Raw genomic sequence first — 20155 nt, 5'->3', positions numbered from 1 at the left:
GGATCACCCGACTGTCCGGCCGGGAGCGGGGCACACGTACGAAACCATTCGCTCCGTTTCTGGGGATCGCGTGAAGTTCGCCACGTCTTCGAGTGCCGTGACCCGGCCGCGGGGGGCCGAGCCGGTCCCCCTGCCGGAAGTTGGGCGGCGCGCCCATCCACGCACATGGTCCAAATGGAGTACTGTTGCGAGCCCTGGGTCCGGTCTCCCGCCAGGGCGTCCGGGGCCTTGCAGGACCGCCGGGAGGGGGCTAGTTGCACAGGGTGATGGAGTTCGTCACTTAGCGTTGCGAACAGGTAACCGTGCCATAACGGCGTTCCAGGGCCCGCGCCCGACACGCCGGGCAACTCGGCAAGGTTGTGGCAGGCTGCACCCGGGCAGGCCACACTCGACTAGCGGAAGCAGCGACGCACGTGACGTCGGCAGGCACCACCCGGGAGGTCCCCATGCCCGAACTGCGTGTCGTGGCCGTCTCGAATGACGGCACACGGCTGGTGCTCAAGGCTGCCGACTCTACGGAGTACACGCTTCCGATCGACGAGCGGCTGCGTGCCGCCGTCCGCGGCGACCGGCCCCGCCTCGGCCAGATCGAGATCGAGGTGGAGAGCCATCTCCGCCCCCGTGACATCCAGGCGCGGATACGTGCCGGCGCGAGCGCGGAAGAGGTCGCCCAGTTCGCCGGCATCCCCGTCGACCGGGTACGGCGCTTCGAGGGCCCGGTGCTGGCCGAGCGCGCCTTCATGGCGGAGCGGGCCCGCAAGACCCCGGTCCGCCGCCCCGGTGAGAACTCCGGTCCGCCGCTCGGCGAGGCCGTCCAGGAACGGCTGTTGCTGCGCGGCGCCGAGAAGGACACCGTGCAGTGGGACTCCTGGCGCCGCGACGACGGCACCTGGGAGGTTCTGCTGGTCTACCGGGTGGCGGGCGAACCGCACTCGGCGAGCTGGACCTACGACCCGCCCCGGCGACTCGTCCAGGCCGTCGACGACGAGGCGCGCTCGCTGATCGGCGAGTCCGACGAACTCGCCGTGCCGGAGCCGAGCTTCCCGTTCGTCCCGCGCATCGCCCGGCTGCCCCGCGACCGCCCGCTCGACCGGTCCCTGGACCGCGTCCTGGACCGGGAGCGGCCCGGTCTGCCCGCGCAGGCCTCCGAGCCCGCCGAGGAGAGCACGAGCGAACGCGACTCGCTGACCAGCCTGCTGGAGGCGGTGCCGAGCTTCCGGGGCGACCTCGTGGTCCCGGAGCGCCCGGCCGTGGAGTCGCCGCAGGAGCCCGATCCCGAGCCCGTGGCGGAGGAACCGCCCGCCCCGGCCGCGTCGGCCGGTTCCGCCTACGCGGACGTCCTCATGCCGCGCTCCGTCGGCAGCCACCGCGACCGGCTGGTCGGCGCCACGGACCGTCAGGCCGAGGCCGACGGGGTCCGCCCGGGGCGCCGGGCGGCGGTGCCGAGCTGGGACGAGATCGTGTTCGGGACGCGGCGCAAGAAGCAGGAGTAGCCCCGGCCGCGGAAGTCGCGCAGACGACGGGCGGCACGACCGGTACGTACGCACGCGTGTGCGGCGAAGGAGGGGGCCCGTGCGGGTCCCCTCCTTCGCCGTGCCGCCGTTACCGCGGGTCCGCTCCCGTGGCCACCGGCCGCGCCGGGTCCGCGGACCACTCCGACCAGGAACCCACGTACAGGGCCGCCGGAACGCCCGCCACCGCGAGCGCCAGCACCTCGTGGGCGGCCGAGACGCCCGAGCCGCAGTACACGCCCACCTCGGCGCCCTCGACCGCGCCCAGAGCCCGGAAACGGTCCTTCAGCCGGTCGGCGGGCAGGAAGCGGCCGTCGGCGCCCACGTTCTCGTTCGTCGGCGCGGACACCGCACCCGGGATGTGCCCGCCGACGCGGTCGATCGGCTCCACCTCACCCCGGTACCGCTCCCCCGCGCGCGCGTCCAGCAGCAGCCCCGAGCGGGCCAGCGCGGCGGCGCCGTCCGCGTCGAGCAGCCCCGCGCCGGGCTCGGGCACGAAGTCGCCCTCGTCCGGCGTCGGTACGTCCGCCGACAGCGGTCCCTGCCAGGCCGGCAACCCGCCGTCCAGGACCCGCACGTCCGGGTGACCCGTCCAGCGCAGCAGCCACCAGGCGCGCGCCGCCGCCCAGCCCTGCCCGCCGTCGTACACGACCACCGGCCGCGCCGCCGACACGCCCGCGCGGCGCATCGCCGCGCCGAACTCCCCCAGGTCCGGCAGCGGATGCCGGCCGCGGTCGCCGGGCGGCGAGGCCAGTTCCCGGTCCAGGTCGACGAAGACCGCGCCGGGCAGGTGCCCGGCCGCGTACTCGGCCCGCCCGTCGAAGGCCGGGGCGCCCCCCGCCGGGGCCAGGGTGAGCTGCCAGCGGACGTCGAGCAGGACGGGTGGATTCAGCGCGGTCAAGTCGTGCGCGAGTTGGGTTGCGGTGATGATGGCTTCCATGGCCCCCATCCATACGTCAGGGGTGGCCGCGACGTCCAGGTCCGACTACTCTGCTCCGCCGGGCAGGCTCGGTCACCACGCGTATGGGACCGGGCACGTGCTGTACAGCCGATGGACCTCCACCGGCAGACGTCAGGGAGTGGCGGGACCCGGCGGATCAGGCATCCTCCGGGCGAAACCCGCCGGTCGGCGGCGCACGGCGCCGCGGACGATGCGAGCACCGGGGACGGGGCGTGCGGCGGACGGCGGCACACCCTTGCGGAGATCGGAAACGACACGGCCACCGCGAGGGGCCGGGGAGAGAGTGACGATGACCGAGGCACGGGAGCCGGCCGGCCCGAACGGCGAGACACACGCCCGGCACGCGCCCGGCACACCCTCGTGGGTGAGCTTGATGGTGCACGGACTGACGGCGACCGAGGACTTCTACGGGCAGCTGTTCGGCTGGGAGTTCCAGCCCGGTCCGCCGCAACTCGGCCCGTACGTACGGGCCCTGCTGGACGGACAGGAGGTCGCCGGGATCGGCCAGTTGCCGCCCGACCGCCGGCTGCCGATCGCCTGGACGCCCTACCTGGCCTCACCGGACGCGGACCAGACCGCCGACACGGTACGGCTGTGCGGCGGCACGGTCGGGGTCGGCCCGCTGGACGCGGCCGAGGCCGGGCGGCTGGCCATCGCCTCCGATCCCTCGGGGGCGGTCTTCGGCATCTGGCAGCCGGCCCGGCACCTCGGCCCGGCGGTCACCGGCCTGCCGGGCACGCCGGCCTGGAACGAGCTGATCACCTACGAGACGGCGAGCGTCGTCAAGTTCTACCAAACGGTGTTCGGCTTCGCCCAGGAGCCGGGGATCCCGGCCGACTTCGACTACGTGACCCTCTACAAGGAGGGCCGCCCGGTGGCCGGCATCCACGGCATGGGCAACGGCCTGCCCCGCGACCGGGGGGCGCACTGGCTGACGTACTTCGAGGTCGCCGACACCGACGGGACGCTGCGCCGGGTCACGGAGCTGGGCGGCCGGGTGGTGGAGCCGGCCCGGGACAGCGCGCGCGGACGGGTCGGCACGGTGGCGGACCCGGAGGGAGCGGTGTTCTCGGTGATCGAGAGCCCGCGCTGAGCCGTGCCTGACCTGGCCCGCATCGCGGTCGGCGGACCGTGTCGCGGTCGGGCGGACCGTGTCGCGGCTCAGGCCGGGGAGACCGGCAGGACGTCCGGGGACAGGGCCGCCGCGCGGGCCGACGCGGCGGTCATCCGGCGCCGGTGGTGGCGCCGGCACAGCACCTCGTAGCCGATCTCGCCCCCGGACTGGTCGACGTCGCCCACGACCACCTGGGCGCCCTCCACGACCATCTCACCGCCCACGGTACGGGCGTTGTGCGTGGCCCGGGCGCCGCACCAGCACAGCGCCTCGACCTGGAGCACCTCCACCCGGTCGGCCAGCTCCACCAGCCGCTGGGAGCCGGGGAACAGCTTGGAGCGGAAGTCGGTGGTGATGCCGAAGGCGTAGACGTCCAGGCCCAGGTCGTCGACGACGCGGGCGAGCTGGTCGATCTGCACCGGCGCCAGGAACTGCGCCTCGTCGGCGATCACGTAGTCCGCGCGGCCGCCCTGGGAGAGGTGGTCGACGAGGTAGGCGTACAGGTCCTGGCCGTCCTCGACCTCCACGGCGTCGGTGACCAGGCCGAGGCGGGAGGACAGCTTGCCCTCGCCGGCGCGGTCGTCGCGGGTGAAGATCATGCCGGCCAGACCGCGGGCGGACCGGTTGTGCTCGATCTGCAGAGCCAGCGTCGACTTCCCGCAGTCCATCGTTCCGGAGAAGAACACCAGCTCGGGCATGAGGAGTCGAGGACCTTCCGGGGAGAGGGGGCTGAGGGCGGCGAGGGGACGGACGGCAGGGCGGGGCGGAGGCGGCGGGCGGAACCGCGGCTCGGCTTCGGCTTTCGATTCGCGCTTCAGGAGCGTACTTCGAGCAGCGGGACGAGCTGCTCGGCCGGGGTCATCGAGCCGTGGTTGCCGACCATCACCGACTCCTTCGGCTCCCGCTCCGAGGCGATGAGCAGGACGTCGTCGTGCGCGGCCGCGATCACGTCACCGAGCCGGCCGTACACCCGTTCGTCGATCCGCGGCCCGAACCAGCCCGCCGCGATCGCCTCGTCCCGCGAGGCCACCCAGAACTGCTCGCCGAGGACCTCGCGCCAGCAGGTCAGGACGTCGTCGCCGGCGCCCGCCACCGCGTACACGTGCCGGGCGCGGCCCTCGCCGCCGAGCAGGGCGACCCCGGCGCGCAGCTCCCAGTCCGCGTCGAAGTCGATGCGGTGCTCCTCGTCGAACGGGATGTCGACCATGCCGTGGTCGGCGGTGACGTAGAGCGCGCTGCGCGGTGGGAGCTGCTCGGCCAGCCGCTGGACGAGCCGGTCGACGTACATGAGCTGGCCGCGCCAGGTGTCGGAGGCGACGCCGTAGCGGTGCCCGGCCCCGTCGAGCTCGGAGTAGTACGTGTACACCAGCGAGCGGTCCCCGGCGGCCAGTTGCTCGGCGGCGAGGTCCATGCGGTCCTCACCGGTCAGCCGGCCGTGGAAGGTGCCGCCGCTGAGGGCGACCTTGGTCAGGGGGGTGTTCTGGAAGTGCGGCGCGGACACCTGGGCGGCGTGCACACCGGCGTCGTGGGCCAGCTGGAAGACCGTGGGGTACGGCTGCCAGACCCCGGGATCGGTCCACGGCTGCCAGCGCAGCTGGTTCATCAGCCCGCCGGTCGCGGGGTCGCGGACCGTGTAGCCGGGCAGGCCGTGCGCGCCGGGTGGCAGGCCGGTGCCGACGGACGCGAGGGAGGTGGCGGTGGTCGCCGGGTAGCCGGCGGTCAGCGGGCGGCCCGTGCCGCCGCGCGAGGAACCGAGCAGCGAGGTCAGGAAGGGCGCCTCGTCGGGGTGGGCGCGCAGCTGTTCCCAGCCGAGGCCGTCGATCAGGAAGACGCAGTTGCGGTCGGCCGCGGTCAGTTCGGTGATCGCCGCGGTCATGCCGGGGACGCCCATCCCGGCGGCCAGGGTGGGCAGCAGGTCGGCGAGGGAGCCTGTGCCGTAGGCGGGCAGCGGCGCGGAGTCCAGGGTGAGGGGCTGCGGGTGGGAGTCCCAGGGGGCGTACGCCATCAGCGGGTGACGTCCGCGGTCGCCTCGGAGATGGCCTGCGCGAAGAGGAGCGCCTGGCGCACCGTCTCCGGGCCGTCCCCGGCCTCGCTGACGCGCAGGCTGAGGTCGTCCGCCGTCGAGCTGCCCGTGTAGCCGTGGTCGGCCTCGCAGTTGGCGTCGCCGCAGGCGGCGGGCTCCAGGTCGATGCGCGAGACGGCGCCCCAGCCGATGGTCAGCACCACCTCGCGGGGCAGGGTGCCCGGCGCGTACTGCTCGGGGTTGGCGACCACCCGGCTGACCACGACCGAGGAGATCCGGCCGAGCTTCACGGACTCGGTGGAGGTGGTGGCGTACGGCGTCGGGGAGGTGGTGTCGGCGGCCTGCTCGTCGGTGTGGCTGACGATGAAGCGGTTGCCGGTGAGAACGAGGACGGTGACGTGCCGGCGGACCTCGTTCTGGTCGAACGTGGTCTCCTGGTGAACCAGGTACGACCGGACGGGCTCGCCGCCGACGGCGGCCTCCACCGCCTCGGCCACGAGGGCCGGGTAGTAGCCGCTGCGCTCGATCGCCGCGCGCAGCCCCTGGGTCGTCGTACTGGTCTTGGCCATGACGTCCATCCTAATCCGTGGGCAGGGGCGGTCCGGGCCAGTCGCGGGCACCGGGCGGCGGCGCCCGTGATCCTCTCCGGGCCGCCCGGCGGCGGTCAGTAGGCCGGCAGCGTGCGCGGGCCGAGGTCGTCGCGGGCGGGCGGGGGCGCGAGGCGGACCGAGGCGCCGAGGACGCTGACGCCCTGCGGGGCGACGACGACGGGTTCCAGGGTGACGGCGACGACCTCGGGGTGGGCGTCGACCAGCCGGGACACCCGCAGCAGCAGTTCCTCCAGGGCGGGGGTGTCCACCGGGGTGGAGCCGCGCCAGCCGAACAGCAGCGGCGCCGTCCGGATCGACCGCACCAGCGAGGACGCCTCCCGGTCGGTCACCGGCACCAGGCGGTGCGCCATGTCGCCGAGCAGCTGCGAGGCGGCTCCGGCGAGGCCGAAGGAGAGCACGGCACCCGCCGCCGGGTCGATCACGGCCCGTACGACGGTGTCCACGCCCCGGGGCGCCATCTGCTGCACCACCGGCCGCAGCTCCTCGGGCTGTCCGAACAGCTCGGTCAGCTCGGCGTAGGCTCGGCGCAGTTGCTCCTCGTCCGCCAGGTCCAGGCGTACGCCGCCCAGGTCGGCGCGGTGGCGCAGGTGCGGGGCGGTGGCCTTGAGGGCGACGGGGTAGCCGAGGGCGCGGGCGGCTCCGGCGGCGGAGTCGGGGTCCGGGGCGGGCAGCGCGCCCCGGACCGGGATGCCGTAGCGGCCGAGCAGCGCGCCGGTTTCCTCGGCGCCGGGCGTGAGGCCCTGGCCGCGGGCGAGCAGGGCCGTGATCAGCTCGGCGGCGCCCTTCTCGTCGATGTCGTCGAACTCCGGCACCTTGCCGGGCTCGGCCGCCTCCCGGCGCCACTGCGCGTACTTCACGGCCTCGGCGAGGGCCCGCACGGCGCGCTCGGCGGCGGGGTAGGCGGGGATCAGGCGGGAGCAGGTGCCGGCGGCGCCGGGCGCGCCGGTCCCGGCAGTGGCGCCCGGTGCGGTCGGTGCACCCGGGGCCGGTCTGCCGGGAGGCGGGGTCGGCTGCGGGGCCGGTGTCCCGAAGGGGCGGGCCGGTGCCGGGCGGGTGCCGGCGGCGGTCTGGGGGGCCGTGCTCGCCGCGGCCGACAGCGCCTCCGCGAGGCCGCCCAGCTCCACGTGCACCACGAGCACCGGCTTGCCGGGCACCTGCTCGGCGGCTGACCGCAGCGCCTCCGCCAGCGCCGCGTCCGCGACCGACGCCTCCCCGATCGCCGGGATCGCGGTGACGACGACGGCGTCGCAGCCGTCGTCGGCCAGGGCCGCCGACAGCGCGGCGCGGAAGTCCTCCGCCGTCGCCGCGGTCGTCAGGTCCAGCGGCCGGGAGGGCCGCAGCCCCTCGGCGAGGCACTGGTCGTAGGTCAGCAGGCCCAGCGACTCGGAGTTGCCGAGGATCGCCACCCGGGGTCCCGCGGGCAGCGGCTGGCGGGCGAGGAGCAGGCCCGCGTCCACCAGCTCGGTGATCGTGTCCACCCGGATCACCCCGGCCTGCCGCAGCAGCGCGGACACCGTGGCGTGCGGCAGCCGCGTCGCGCGCACAGCGTGGCCCTGCGGGGCCGACCCGGCGCCCTGCACGACGACCAGGGGCTTCGCGGCGGCGGTGCGGCGGGCGAGGCGGGTGAACTTGCGGGGGTTGCCGATGGACTCCAGGTACATGAGGACGACGTCCGTGTCGGGGTCGTCGTACCAGTACTGCAGGACGTCGTTGCCGGAGACGTCGGCCCGGTTGCCGGAGGAGACGAAGGTGGAGACCCCGGTGACCCCGGTGACCCCTCCCCCGCGCCGGTGCAGCCGCGACAGCAGCGCGATGCCGATGGCGCCGGACTGGGCGAACAGCCCGATGCGGCCGGGCCGGGGCATCTCTGGCGCCAGCGACGCGTTGAGCCGCACCTCGCGGGAGGTGTTGATGACCCCGAAGGCGTTCGGGCCGATGATCCGCATCCCGTACGCGCGCGCCTGCCGCACGAGGGCGCGCTGCCGCTCGCGCCCCTCGGGCCCGCTCTCGGCGTACCCGGCGGAGAGGACGACGAGCCCCTGGACGCCGTGCTCCCCGCAGTCGGCGACCACCTCGGGCACGAGGGAGGCCGGTACCGCGACGACGGCGAGGTCGACGGGGCCCTCGATGTCCCGCACCGAGCGGTACGCGGCGACCCCGTCGACCTCCTTGAGGTCCGCGGGGTAGGCCGCGTTCACGGCGTGCAGCAGCCCGGTGTAACCGGCGTCCCGGATGTTGCCCAGGACGCTGCGGCCCACCCCGCCGGGCGTGCGGCCGGCGCCGACGACGGCGACGGAGCCCGGGACCAGCAGCCTCCGTACGGAGCGGCCCTCGGCGCGCTGCTCACGCGCGCGCTGGACCGCCAGCGAGCGGTCGGTGGGCTCCAGACCGAACTCCAGGCGTACGACGCCGTCCTCGAAGCTGCGCCGCTGGGTGTACCCGGCGTCCGTGAAGACCTTGATCATCTTGGTGTTGGCGGGCAGCACCTCGGCCGCGAACCGGCGGATGCCGCGCTCCCGCGCGACCGCCGCGATGTGCTCCAGCAGGGCGGAGGCGACCCCGCGCCCCTGGTGCGCGTCCTGGACCAGGAAGGCCACCTCGGCCTCGTCGGCGGGCGCGGAGGCGGCCATGCCGTCGGCGCCGATGCGGTCGTAGCGCACGGTGGCGATGAACTCGCCGCCGACGGTGGCCGCGAGTCCCACCCGGTCCACGAAGTCGTGGTGCGTGAAGCGGTGGACGTCCTTGGCGGACAGCCGCGGGTACGGCGCGAAGAACCGGTAGTACTTCGACTCGTCGGACACCTGCTCGTAGAAACTGACCAGGCGGTCGGCGTCGGCGGCGGTGATGGGCCGGACGCGCGCGGTGCCGCCGTCGCGCAGCACCACGTCCGCCTCCCAGTGGGCGGGGTACTCGTGCCGGTCCTGCCGGTCCGCCGGGGTCTGCATGGGCCCCAGAGTACGGCTCGCGTACGACAACGGCGCGAGGCAGTCTGTGGGTGACGGACGTCGGACGGGGGCCGCCGTGCGACGGCCCGCCGGTACCGGACGAGGGCCCGCACCGGGCACGCCCCACCGTATGGGAAACTGGTCTAGACAACCCTGAGACACTGAAGGGCAGCATCACATGGCTGAGCGCCGCGTCAACGTCGGCTGGGCCGAGGGCCTCCACGCCCGCCCCGCATCCATCTTCGTCCGGGCCGCCACGGCGTCCGGCGTCCCGGTGACGATCGCCAAGGCCGGCGGCACTCCGGTCAACGCGGCGTCCATGCTGGCCGTCCTGGGCCTGGGCGCCCAGGGCGGTGAGGAGATCGTGCTGGCCTCCGAGGCCGAGGGCGCGGACGCCGCCCTCGACCGGCTGGCCAAACTGGTCGCCGAGGGCCTCGAGGAGCTTCCCGAGACCGTCTGAGCGGCCGCGTACCGCCGCGAGAACACCGACAGCCGCGCCACCCCTTTCCGGGGGCGGCGCGGCTGTCGGCGTTTTCCGGGGAAGATATGCCGGTGACGATGTGAGCACGCCGGAATTCGGGCAGCGGAAATACACCTCCGCGAATTACTCCTCTTTGTATACGGTGCCCGTGTTAAAGGCGCGGGCCCGACATGTTTACGGGAGGTTGCGAAGTCCTCACACGGTCCCGGGCGTGCGCTCCGGCGGAGAAGCGCAGCCGGTGCGCGGCCGTGGCCCGCTCGGCGTGCAGCGCGGTGATCGCCCGCGCGCGCTCCGCGTCGCCGCGGGCCACCGCGTCCACGATGGCGCCGTGCTCCGCCCAGGACTCGGCCGGGCTGGCGGGCGCCTGCACCGTGTACATCCAGGCGATCTTGTGCCGCAGCTGGGTGAGCACCGAGGTCAGGGCGTGGCTGCCGGAGGCCTGGGCGAGCGTCTCGTGGAACCAGCCGCCCAGGGATCGCAGGTCCTCGCTGGTACCCCGCCGGGCCCGCTCCTGACCCAGCCTGACCAGGCCGCGCAGCACCTTCAGATGGGCCTCGGTGCGCCGCTGGGCGGCACGGGAGGCACCGAGCGGCTCCAGCAGCATCCGCATCTCCAGCAGGTCGGCGGCCTCCTGCTCGGTCGGTTCGGCCACGCACGCGCCCGCGTGCCGCCGGGTCACCACGAACCCCTCGGCCTCCAGGGTGCGCAGTGCCTCGCGGACGGGGACGCGCGAGACGCCGTAGCGGCGGGCCAGGACTTCCTCGGTGAGGCGGCTGCCGCGCTCGTGGACGCCGGCGACGATGTCGTCCCGGATCGCCGTGCATACCGAATGCGCCGGAATACGCATGACCGACCTCCGTCTTAATCCCCGTGAAACGCCGCCGAACGCCGCGGTACGCCGCCGATTGACGTGTGTTCAGCGACTCTATTGCAGCAGGCCGGAATTTCCGATGGCGGGTCGGAATCCAGGGATATTTTTTGGACAGCCGGCACCGGGAACGGCGAAAGCCCCGGCCTGGCGGCCGGGGCCTCGAGATCGTGCGGCCGGGTCGGTGACCCGGTGCGTCAGACGTGCACGCCGTGCTTGCGGAGGTAGGCCACCGGGTCGACGTCGGAGCCGTACTCGGGGGTCGTCCGGGCCTCGAAGTGCAGGTGCGGGCCGGTGGTGTTGCCGGTCGCGCCGGACAGGCCGATCTGCTGGCCGGGGGTGACCCGCTGGCCGACCGAGACGCCGATGACGGACAGGTGGCCGTACTGGGTGTACATGCCGTCGGCCATCCTGATCACGACCTCGTTGCCGTACGCCCCGCCCCAGCCGGTGGAGACGACCGTGCCGACGCCGACCGCGTGCACGGCCGTGCCGCTCGCGGCGTGGAAGTCGATGCCGGTGTGGGAACCGGAGGACCACAGCGAGCCGCCGGTCTGGTAGCCGGTGGAGACGTAGGAGTGCGCGATCGGGGCGGCGAAGGCGTTGAGGCGCTCGCGCTCGGCCGCGCGGGCGGCACGGACCCGGGCCGCGCGCTCCTGCTTGACCCGCTCGGCGGCCTCCTTGGCCGCGGCCTCCTCGGCCGCCTGCCGCTCGGCGGCCTCGCGCTGGGCGGCGGCCTGCGCGTCGATCTGCTCGGCGACGGAGTCGCTGAGGGTGATGACGGGGGTCAGACCGGTCTGCTCGACGCTGTTCTCCGCGGCGAGCGCGGGACCCGCGGCCAGAGTGCCGCCGAGGACGCCGGTGGTGAGGGCGGCGATGCCCGCTGCCTGCGCGGAGGTGCGCTTGACCCGGCCGGGCCTGCGGTGCTTGCCGGAGGCGCACATGAACGCCATGAAGTGGCTGGTCCTTTCCTTCCCTCTCGCCTACCGGGTTAGCTGACGGGTTCGGAGCAGGAAGGTCTCCTACGGACCCCCTCGCTGCGCGCGCGGGCGTCCGATTCACCCCAGGGACTGCGTGGGTCCCCGGCTCCCCTGGCTCGCGCCGTACGGGGACTCGGCGATGACTGTCCGGTGCCGCGGGCGCGGCGCACTGCCTGACGGACAGCCCGGAAGAAACTAAAGGGAGCGCCTCTCAAATCCCAAACAGAATCCGGCTTTTGTAGCGCATCCCACAGGGCAGACAGGCAACCTCCCCCGCAATCCGGACATCTGACAGCAGCGGGGCCCCGGCGACCCACAGGTCACCGGGGCCCCGCGCGCTGCCGGTGCTACTCGGCGGCCACCACCGTGACGTCGCCGATGCCGAGGGCCTCGACGGGCTCCTTGATCTGGGCGGCGTCACCGACCAGCACGGTCACCAGCCGGTCCACGGGGAAGGCGTTGACGACCGCCGCGGTGGCCTCCACGGTGCCCGTGGCGGCCAGTTGCCGGTACAGCGTGGCCTGGAAGTCGTCGGGCAGATGCTGCTCGACCTGGTCGGCCAGGGTCGCGGCGACCGCGGCGGCCGTCTCGTACTTCAGGGGCGCCACCCCGACGAGGTTCTGCACGGCGACGTCGCGCTCGGCGTCGGTGAGACCGTCGGCGGCCAGCGTGCGCAGCACCGTCCACAGGTCGTGCAGCGCGGGCCCGGTGTTCGGGGTGTCCACCGAGCCGCTGATGGCGAGCATCGAGGCGCCGGAGCCGTCCGGGGCGGAGAGCAGCACCTGCCCGAAGGCGCGGACGCCGTAGGTGTAGCCCTTCTCCTCGCGCAGCACGCGGTCCAGGCGGGAGGTGAGCGTGCCGCCGAGGCAGTACGTGCCGAGCACCTGGGCGGGCCACACCCGGTCGTGCCGGTCGGCGCCGACGCGGCCGATGAGCAGCTGCGTCTGCACGGCGCCTGGCCGGTCGACGATGACCACGCGGCCGGTGTCGTCGGCGGTCACCGCCGGCACGGGCCGGGGCTCGGCCGGGGAGCCGCGCCAGGCGCCCAGGGTGTCGGCGAGCAGCGCGTCCAGGTCGGTGCCGGTGAGGTCGCCGACGACGACCGCGGTGGCCGTGGCGGGGCGCACGTGCCGGTCGTAGAAGGCGCGGACGGCCGCCGCGTCGATCTTGGCGACCGTGTCCTCGGTGCCCTGGCGCGGGCGGGACATGCGCGAGGCGGCCGGGAACAGCTCCTTGGACAGCTCCTTGGCGGCCCGGCGGGCGGGGTTGGCCATCTCGTGCGGGATCTCGTCGAGGCGGTTGCGCACCAGCCGCTCCACCTCGCTGTCGGCGAACGCGGGCGCGCGCAGGGCGTCGGCGAGCAGCCCGAGGCCCTTGGCCAGGCGGGAGGCCGGGACCTCCAGGCTGACCCGGACACCGGGGTGGTCGGCGTGCGCGTCGAGCGTGGCGCCGGCCCGCTCCAGCTCGGCGGCGAAGTCCTCGGCGGAGTGCTTGTCGGTGCCCTCCGAGAAGGCCCGCGCCATGATGGTGGCGACGCCGTCCAGACCGGTCGGCTCGGCGTCCAGGGGCGCGTCCAGCAGCACCTCGACGGCGACGACCTGCTGGCCGGGGCGGTGGCATCGCAGCACCGTCAGGCCGTTGTCCAGCGCCCCGCGCTCAGGGGCCGGAAAGGCCCAGGGCCGGGCCTCGCCGGGCTCCGGCCGCGGGTGGAACTCCATGGTGGCAAGCTCGCTCACTTCGCCGTCTCCTCATCCTCGCGGTGGTCGCTGTCGCGCCGGCCGGCGCCGGCCTCCACGGTGGCCTGCGACTCCGGGTCCTCGGGGACGTCGGCGTCCTGGACGGCCTCCGGGGTCTTCGGCTCGTAGACGAGGACCGCGCGGTTGTCGGGGCGCAGCCTGGCCTCGGCGACCTGCCGGACCTCCTCCGGGGTCACCTCCAGCACGCGCCCGACGGCGGTGAGGGCGAGCTGCGGGTCGCCGAACAGCACCGCGAACCGGCACAGTTCGTCGGCGCGGCCGGCGACCGTGCCGAGCCGGTCCAGCCACTCGCGCTCCAACTGGGCCTGCGCGCGCTCCATCTCCTCGGGCGTGGGGCCCTCCGCCGCGAAGCGGGCCAGCTCCTCGTCGATGGCGGCCTCGATGACCGGCACCTCCACGTCCCCGGAGGTCTTCACGTCCAGCCAGCCCATCGAGGGCGCGCCCGCCAGCCGCAGCAGGCCGAACCCGGCCGCGACGGCCGTACGGTCGCGGCGCACCAGCCGGTTGTACAGGCGGGAGGACTCGCCGCCGCCGAGGACGGTGAGCGCCACGTCGGCCGCGTCGCACGCGCGCGTGCCGTCGTGCGGGAGGCGGTAGGCGGCCATCAGGGCGCGGGCCGGCACCTCCTCGACGAGGACCTCGCGCAGCTGCTCGCCGATGACGTCCGGCAGCGAGCCGTCACGCGGGGCGGGCTTGCCGTCGTGCGAGGCGATCGAGCCGAAGTACTTCTCGATCCAGGCGAGCGTCTGCTCGGGGTCGATGTCGCCGACCACCGAGAGCACCGCGTTGTTCGGCGCGTAGTACGTGCGGAAGAAGGCGCGCGCGTCCTCCAGGGTGGCCGCGTCCAGGTCCGCCATCGAGCCGATCGGCGTGTGGTGGTAGGGGTGGCCCTCCGGGTAGGCGAGCGCGGTCAGCCGCTCGAAGGCGGTGCCGTAGGGCACGTTGTCGTAGCGCTGGCGGCGCTCGTTCTTGACGACGTCGCGCTGGTTCTCCATGGACTCGTCGTCCAGGGCCGCGAGCAGCGAGCCCATGCGGTCGGCCTCCAGCCAGAGGGCGAGTTCCAGCTGGTGGGCGGGCATGGTCTCGAAGTAGTTGGTCCGCTCGAAGCTGGTGGTGCCGTTGAGCGAGCCGCCGGCGCCCTGCACCAGCTCGAAGTGGCCGTTGCCCGTCACCTGGCCGGAGCCCTGGAACATCAGGTGCTCGAAGAGGTGAGCCAGGCCGGTACGCCCCTTGACTTCGTGGCGGGAGCCCACGTCGTACCAGAGGCAGACTGCCGCCACGGGGGTCAGGTGGTCCTCGGAGAGCACCACGCGAAGACCATTGGCCAGGCGGTGCTCGGTCGCTGTCAGGCCCCCGGAGCCTGCCTCGGCCGTGGTCGTGTCGCCCATGGGCATGTACGTCCCTTCGCTCGCGGAGGCGGTCGTCGAAACCGCGGTTTTCCTGCCGTTCCCGCCACTGTATGCAAGCGGGCGGACCGTCGGCGAAGTTCCCGCGGGACGTACGCCCACAGCGGATCGCGTAGCCTGCGTCACGCGTGCCGCCGGGCGGCCCCCGGGGGCCCGCGGGCGCCGGTGCGGGCCGCGGACACCGGGTCGTGGCCCGGCCTGTCAGTGCCGCGGTCCACAATGGTGCGCGTCAGATCCCGTTCACGCTTGAGCAAGGAGCCGGCAGCGATGGCCCGCCGCAGCACGAAGACCCCGCCGCCCGACGACTCGTTCGAGGAGAGGATCCTCGACATCGACGTCGTGGACGAGATGCGCGGCTCCTACCTCGAGTACGCGTACTCGGTCATCTACTCGCGCGCCCTGCCGGACGCCCGTGACGGCCTGAAGCCGGTCCATCGCCGGATCGTCTACCAGATGAACGAGATGGGCCTGCGCCCCGAGCGGGCGTACGTCAAGTGCGCCCGCGTCGTCGGCGAGGTGATGGGCAAGCTGCACCCGCACGGCGACGCGTCGATCTACGACGCCCTGGTGCGCATGGCACAGCCCTTCTCGATGCGCGTCCCGCTGGTCGACGGCCACGGCAACTTCGGCTCGCTGGGCAACGACGACCCGCCCGCCGCCATGCGGTACACCGAGTGCCGGATGGCCGCCGCGACCGGTCTGATGACCGAGTCGATCGACGAGGACACGGTCGACTTCGCGCCGAACTACGACGGCCAGGAGCAGGAGCCGGTGGCCCTGCCCGCCGCCTTCCCGAACCTGCTGGTCAACGGCGCGTCCGGCATCGCGGTCGGCATGGCCACGAACATGCCGCCGCACAACCTGGGCGAGGTCGTCGCGGCCGCCCGGCACCTGATCCGCAACCCGAACGCGGACCTGGACGCGCTGATGAAGCACGTCCCGGGCCCCGACCTGCCCACCGGCGGACGGATCGTCGGCCTGGACGGCATCCGGGACGCCTACGCCACGGGCCGCGGCAGCTTCAAGATCCGCGCCACGGTCTCGGTGGACTCGGTGACGGCCCGCCGTAAGGGCCTGGTGATCACGGAACTGCCCTTCACGGTGGGTCCGGAGAAGGTGATCGCCAAGATCAAGGACCTGGTCGGGTCGAAGAAGATCCAGGGCATCGCCGACGTCAAGGACCTCACCGACCGCGAGCACGGGCTGCGCCTGGTCATCGAGATCAAGAACGGCTTCGTGCCGGAGGCGGTCCTGGAGCAGCTCTACAAGCTGACGCCGATGGAGGAGTCCTTCGGCATCAACAACGTGGCCCTGGTGGACGGCCAGCCGCTCACCCTGGGCCTCAAGGAGCTGCTGGAGGTCTACCTCGACCACCGCTTCGAGGTCGTGCGCCGCCGCAGCGAGTTCCGCCGCGGCAAGCGCCGCGACCGGCTGCACCTGGTGGAGGGCCTGCTGACGGCGCTCGTCGACATCGACGAGGTCATCCGGCTGATCCGGTCCAGCGACAACTCGGCGCAGGCCAAGGAGCGCCTGATGGCGCGCTTCGGGCTGAGCGACATCCAGACCCAGTACATCCTGGACACCCCGCTGCGGCGCCTGACCAAGTACGACCGCATCGAGCTGGAGGCGGAGAAGGAGCGGCTCAACACGGAGATCGAGGAGCTGACCCGGATCCTGGACTCCGACGCGGAGCTGCGCAAGCTGGTCTCCGCGGAACTGGCCGCGGTGGCGAAGAAGTTCGGCACCGAGCGGCGTACGGTCCTGCTGCAGTCGGCGGGCGCCGTGGCGACCGTGCCGCTCCAGGTCGCCGACGACCCGTGCCGGGTGCTGCTGTCCTCGACCGGTCTGCTGGCCCGCACGGCGAACGCCGAGCCGTACCCGGACGACGCGGACGCCAGGCGCACCAAGCACGACGTGATCGTCTCGGCGGTCCCGGCGACCGCACGCGGTGAGATCGGCGCCGTGACCTCGGCCGGCCGCCTGCTGCGCATCAACGTCGTCGACCTGCCGCAGCTGCCGGACACGGCGTCCGCGCCGAACCTCTCCGGCGGGGCCCCGCTGGCGGAGTTCGTCTCCCTGGAGGGCGACGAGACGGTGGTCTGCCTCACCACGCTGGACGAGTCCTCCCCGGGCCTGGCGCTGGGCACCGAGCAGGGCGTGGTCAAGCGGGTGGTGCCGGACTACCCGACCAACAAGGGCGAGCTGGAGGTCATCACCCTCAAGGAGGGCGACCGGATCGTCGGCGCGGTGGAGCTGCGCACCGGCGAGGAGGACCTGGTGTTCATCGCCGACGACGCCCAGCTGCTGCGCTTCCAGGCGTCCCTGGTCCGCCCGCAGGGCCGCCCCGCCGGCGGCGTGGCCGGCATCAAGCTCACCGAGGGCGCGAAGGTGATCGCCTTCACCGCGGTCGACCCGGCGGCGGACGCGGTGGTGTTCACGGTCGCGGGCTCACGGGGCACGCTGGACGACTCGGTGCAGACCACGGCCAAGCTGACCCCGTTCGACCAGTACCCGCGCAAGGGCCGCGCCACGGGCGGTGTGCGCTGCCAGCGGTTCCTGAAGGGCGAGGACTGCCTGTCCCTGGCCTGGGCGGGTCCCGCGCCGGCCCGCGCGGCGCAGAGGAACGGCACCCCGGCCGAGCTTCCGGAGCTGGACCCGCGCCGGGACGGCTCGGGCACGTCGCTGCCGAAGACGGTGTCGGTGGTGGCGGGCCCGGTGGCCTAGGAAGCGCCCGGCGGGTCCTCGAGGTCCGCCGCAGCCGCCGGGTCGGCGTCCTCGGGCTCCCCGGCGTCCTCGGGCTCCCCGGGCTCCCCGGCCTCCTCGTCGGGCTCCTGGACGTAGCGCAGGACGCCCCACATGCCGTGCTCGTCGGCGTGCGGGGCGTCGGCGGCGCAGGCCCCGAGCTGCTCGGCGAGGGCGCCGGTGTCGAGGCCGGCGCCGATCAGCACGAGCTGGGTACGGCGGTCCGCATCGGGTGCCCAGGGCTCCGGGTAGAAGCGCAGGAACCGGCCGACGGCATGGACGCCGTAGCGGTTGCCGGTGTCGTACGGGCCGAAGTCGACGTACCCCTTGATCCGGTACAGCCCCTCGGGGCGGCTGTCCAGGAACGCCATCAGCCGCCGGGGCTCCAGGGGCGTCCGCGAGGTGAAGGACAGGCTGTCGTAGCCGGCGTGCAGATGTCCCGCGTGTCCGGCACCGCCGTCCGGGCCGGGTGTGCCGGGCTGAGGGGGTGTGTCGTTCGGGTCGGGCAGGTCGTCGAAGGACAGCTGACCGACGCGCTCCTCGCTCGGCCGGCAGTCGAACAGGAACTCCGGGTCGATACGGCCGTAGGCGGCGGGCACCACGGCGGCGCGGTCGGTGAGCGAGCGGACGAGATCCAGGACGCGCCCGGCGTCCGGCGCCCGGTCGAGCTTGTTGACCACCACGAGGTCGGCGAGGGCGAGGTGCCGGTCGATCTCGGGGTGCCGCGCGCGCGTGCCGTCGAACTCGGCGGCGTCGACGACCTCGACGAGCCCGCCGTAGACGATCCCCGGAACCTCGCTGGCGAGCACCATGCGGACCAGTTCCTGGGGCTCGGCGAGTCCGCTGGCCTCGATGACGATGACGTCGATGCCGGCGGCGGGCGCGGCGAGCCGGTCCAGGTAGGTGTCGAGTTCGCCGGTGTCGACGGCGCAGCACAGGCAGCCGTTGCCGAGGGAGACGGTCGAGTCGCCGAGGGCGCCCGCGACGGCCATCGCGTCGATCTCGATGGCGCCGAAGTCGTTGACGATCGCCCCGATGCGGCTGCCTCCGCTGCGGTGCAGCAGGTGGTTGAGGAGCGTGGTCTTCCCGGCGCCGAGGAATCCGGCCAGGACGAGGACCGGGATCTGCGGTGACCGGTGGCTGTGCGGCAACGTGCGACCTCTCGTACGCGGACGCGTGCACCGGCTCGCGGCCGGGCACGGGGCCCAGGACGGACTGCGGATCAAGGATACGAGCGGCGGCGATCTCCCCGGAGTGCGCGGTCACCGGGAGTGCGCGCGGAGCGGACGTCGGACTGGGGTCCTCCGGTTCGATCCGGCCTGATCCGAACGAAAGGCCCCAGGCGCCCGGGCGTGCGACCCTCGCTTCCCTCTGTGCGCCTCCTCTCCGCCTCCCCGCCCGTCGGAGCCGCTCGGCACCCTGGGAGACGGCACGCGCCGCCCACCGCTCCGCCGGTCCCGTTCCCGTCGACCCGCACCCCTCGACCCGCACCCCGGCGACCGGCGGACGGCCGCCTGAAACGAGGGTTGACATGGCCACACAGAAAGCTGGGAGGCGAGGACCGGGTCCCGTCGGCGCGGCCCTCCTGCTCTCGGCCGCCGCCGGTACGGCGGTCTCCTTCCTGGCGTACCACCGCGCGCTCCGGGCACTCGCCCGCTCGCACACCGCCCTGCTGGAACGCCTGGCCGCCCTGGAGGAACAGCACCGGGCGGCCTTCCGGCGTGCGGACCGCACCGCCTACCAGCGCGACCACCGCGATCTGCTGCTGGCCGCGATGGACGACGCCGATCTGCTGGCGGTGCTGGACGCCTACGACAGCGAGCTGCCGGCCCGCACCCAGAAGCAGTACCTGTTCGCGAACACCCTGTACGTGCACGCCCTGCACGGCTACCGGATCGGGCTGCTCGGCAGGGCGGAGCTGCTGGGTCACCTCCGGGTCGTCTTCCAGAGCCCGGCGGCGCGCGCCTACTGGGAGGCGACGCGCCACCACCGCGCGAGCCTGCCCGCCGGCTCCGAGGAGGCGGAGGTCGGCCGGCTGACGGACGACCTGCTGGCCGAGCTGGACGAGGCGGACACGGACGAGTGGTGGGTGGTCGGCACCCTCCCCGACGAGTGAGAGCGCGCCGACCGGGCCGGCGGTGCCCGGCACCGCGGGTGAATCGCGCACAACCACCCACCCGGGCGTACGACGTCACGCTGTGCGCGATCCCGGCGAGTTACGTTGTCCCCGCCTGCCCAGCGGCACACCCACACCGGCGGGGCGGCCCCACCGTCGTCGCCACCGCAGACCCACCCCTCGCCGCGGCCGGCACGAGAACTTTCTGACCGACCGAGCAAGGACCGGGATCGATGTGAAGATCGTGCGCCGCATTGGTGCGTCACCTCGCGAGAGAGGCAGCGTGAGCGGCCAGACCTGCCCCGACATCTTCGAACTGCACAACGGCGACTTCGCCGTGATCGGCACGGACCGCACGGCCGAACTCGACACCGAGCTACCCGCGGACGCGGCCCGCGGGGACCACGAGCGGATCGTCGTCATCACCCGCGCGACGCTGCTCCGCGCGAAGGCCGACATCCCGGACGCGTGACGCGCCCGGCGACCGGAGCCCCGGCGTCGTTCGCCCGGTGATCGCGGCGCGGGGGAGGGGGCACGGGGGGGGGGAGACTCCCTAAGGCCGGGACAGGCGCTTGGGCCCTAGGGGCGTCGACCCCACTCCGAAAAGCCAATTCCCGGGGGCTCCCCCACGGGGCCCCGA

At 73.8% G+C, this 20155-nt stretch carries 16 protein-coding genes and 1 riboswitch; of the genes, 6 read left to right on the top strand and 10 right to left on the bottom strand.

The genetic code is table 11. The annotated features are described in order from the left end of the window. Positions 1–446: 446 nt before the first annotated feature. Positions 447–1493 carry a septation protein SepH gene (sepH, locus tag ACZ6CZ_RS08925; protein WP_469016863.1) on the top strand — a complete coding sequence of 349 codons (1047 nt, stop codon included), beginning with the start codon at positions 447–449 and terminating at the stop codon, positions 1491–1493. Between the two features lie 109 nt (positions 1494–1602). Here sepH and ACZ6CZ_RS08920 read toward each other — a convergent pair whose 3' ends face one another. Next, positions 1603–2451, bottom strand: coding sequence for a sulfurtransferase (locus tag ACZ6CZ_RS08920; protein WP_469016862.1), 849 nt, complete (start codon positions 2449–2451; stop codon positions 1603–1605). Between the two features lie 310 nt (positions 2452–2761). Here ACZ6CZ_RS08920 and ACZ6CZ_RS08915 point away from each other — a divergent pair, with 310 nt between their 5' ends. Continuing rightward, positions 2762–3565, top strand: a complete 804-nt coding sequence (locus ACZ6CZ_RS08915; RefSeq protein WP_469016860.1) for a VOC family protein — start codon at positions 2762–2764, stop codon at positions 3563–3565. Between the two features lie 68 nt (positions 3566–3633). Here the strand turns inward: ACZ6CZ_RS08915 and ACZ6CZ_RS08910 are convergent, their stop codons facing one another. The 4 genes from ACZ6CZ_RS08910 to ACZ6CZ_RS08895 all read right to left on the bottom strand — a co-directional run bounded on the left by ACZ6CZ_RS08910 (position 3634) and on the right by ACZ6CZ_RS08895 (position 9165). Continuing rightward, a complete protein-coding gene (locus tag ACZ6CZ_RS08910; RefSeq protein WP_469016859.1) occupies positions 3634–4284 on the bottom strand; it encodes a thymidine kinase in 651 nt (216 codons plus the stop codon). Between the two features lie 116 nt (positions 4285–4400). Next, positions 4401–5591 (bottom strand): alkaline phosphatase family protein, encoded by a 1191-nt coding sequence (locus ACZ6CZ_RS08905; RefSeq protein WP_469016857.1) that lies wholly within the window; start codon positions 5589–5591, stop codon positions 4401–4403. After that, on the bottom strand, positions 5591–6178 hold the full coding sequence (locus ACZ6CZ_RS08900; RefSeq protein ID WP_469016855.1) for a DUF5998 family protein: 588 nt from the start codon (positions 6176–6178) through the stop codon (positions 5591–5593). The genes ACZ6CZ_RS08905 and ACZ6CZ_RS08900 overlap by 1 nt, the downstream gene beginning before the upstream one ends. A gap of 95 nt (positions 6179–6273) precedes the next feature. Then, entirely contained in the window at positions 6274–9165 is a 2892-nt protein-coding gene (locus ACZ6CZ_RS08895) for a bifunctional acetate--CoA ligase family protein/GNAT family N-acetyltransferase (protein ID WP_469016852.1), read from the bottom strand. 178 nt (positions 9166–9343) lie between these two features. Here ACZ6CZ_RS08895 and ACZ6CZ_RS08890 point away from each other — a divergent pair, with 178 nt between their 5' ends. Further along, entirely contained in the window at positions 9344–9625 is a 282-nt protein-coding gene (locus ACZ6CZ_RS08890) for an HPr family phosphocarrier protein (RefSeq protein ID WP_469016850.1), read from the top strand. Between the two features lie 172 nt (positions 9626–9797). Here ACZ6CZ_RS08890 and ACZ6CZ_RS08885 read toward each other — a convergent pair whose 3' ends face one another. The 4 genes from ACZ6CZ_RS08885 to ACZ6CZ_RS08870 form a co-directional block, all read right to left on the bottom strand. Continuing rightward, positions 9798–10493 (bottom strand): GntR family transcriptional regulator, encoded by a 696-nt coding sequence (locus ACZ6CZ_RS08885; RefSeq protein WP_469016847.1) that lies wholly within the window; start codon positions 10491–10493, stop codon positions 9798–9800. Positions 10494–10711: 218 nt separating this feature from the next. Continuing rightward, positions 10712–11467: a M23 family metallopeptidase gene (locus ACZ6CZ_RS08880; protein WP_469016845.1), complete on the bottom strand. Its 756-nt coding sequence runs from the start codon at positions 11465–11467 to the stop codon at positions 10712–10714. Between the two features lie 12 nt (positions 11468–11479). Further along, positions 11480–11643: riboswitch (cyclic di-AMP (ydaO/yuaA leader) on the bottom strand. A 198-nt stretch (positions 11644–11841) separates the two neighbouring features. Beyond that, a complete protein-coding gene (locus tag ACZ6CZ_RS08875; protein ID WP_469016842.1) occupies positions 11842–13230 on the bottom strand; it encodes a M16 family metallopeptidase in 1389 nt (462 codons plus the stop codon). Next, complete coding sequence (locus tag ACZ6CZ_RS08870) at positions 13227–14645, bottom strand: M16 family metallopeptidase (RefSeq protein WP_469016839.1); 1419 nt, start codon at positions 14643–14645, stop codon at positions 13227–13229. Before ACZ6CZ_RS08870 ends, ACZ6CZ_RS08875 begins: the two co-directional genes overlap by 4 nt. A gap of 279 nt (positions 14646–14924) precedes the next feature. On the opposite strand from ACZ6CZ_RS08870, the gene ACZ6CZ_RS08865 reads away from it, so the two are divergent. Next, positions 14925–17381: a DNA gyrase/topoisomerase IV subunit A gene (locus ACZ6CZ_RS08865; RefSeq protein WP_469016837.1), complete on the top strand. Its 2457-nt coding sequence runs from the start codon at positions 14925–14927 to the stop codon at positions 17379–17381. Here the strand turns inward: ACZ6CZ_RS08865 and ACZ6CZ_RS08860 are convergent. Next, positions 17378–18550 carry a CobW family GTP-binding protein gene (locus tag ACZ6CZ_RS08860; RefSeq protein WP_469016834.1) on the bottom strand — a complete coding sequence of 391 codons (1173 nt, stop codon included), beginning with the start codon at positions 18548–18550 and terminating at the stop codon, positions 17378–17380. The two genes, ACZ6CZ_RS08865 and ACZ6CZ_RS08860, sit on opposite strands and share 4 nt — an antisense overlap. 380 nt (positions 18551–18930) lie before the next feature. On the opposite strand from ACZ6CZ_RS08860, the gene ACZ6CZ_RS08855 reads away from it, so the two are divergent. After that, positions 18931–19515, top strand: a complete 585-nt coding sequence (locus ACZ6CZ_RS08855) for a DUF6082 family protein (protein ID WP_469016832.1) — start codon at positions 18931–18933, stop codon at positions 19513–19515. A 235-nt stretch (positions 19516–19750) separates the two neighbouring features. After that, positions 19751–19987 (top strand): hypothetical protein, encoded by a 237-nt coding sequence (locus ACZ6CZ_RS08850; protein ID WP_469016829.1) that lies wholly within the window; start codon positions 19751–19753, stop codon positions 19985–19987. The last annotated feature ends 168 nt before the right edge of the window (positions 19988–20155 follow it).

Source organism: Streptomyces sp. NPDC041135 (genome assembly GCF_055592085.1).
The sequence above is the reverse complement of the archived record's forward strand: the minus strand, read 5'-3'. Positions and strand labels throughout refer to the sequence as shown.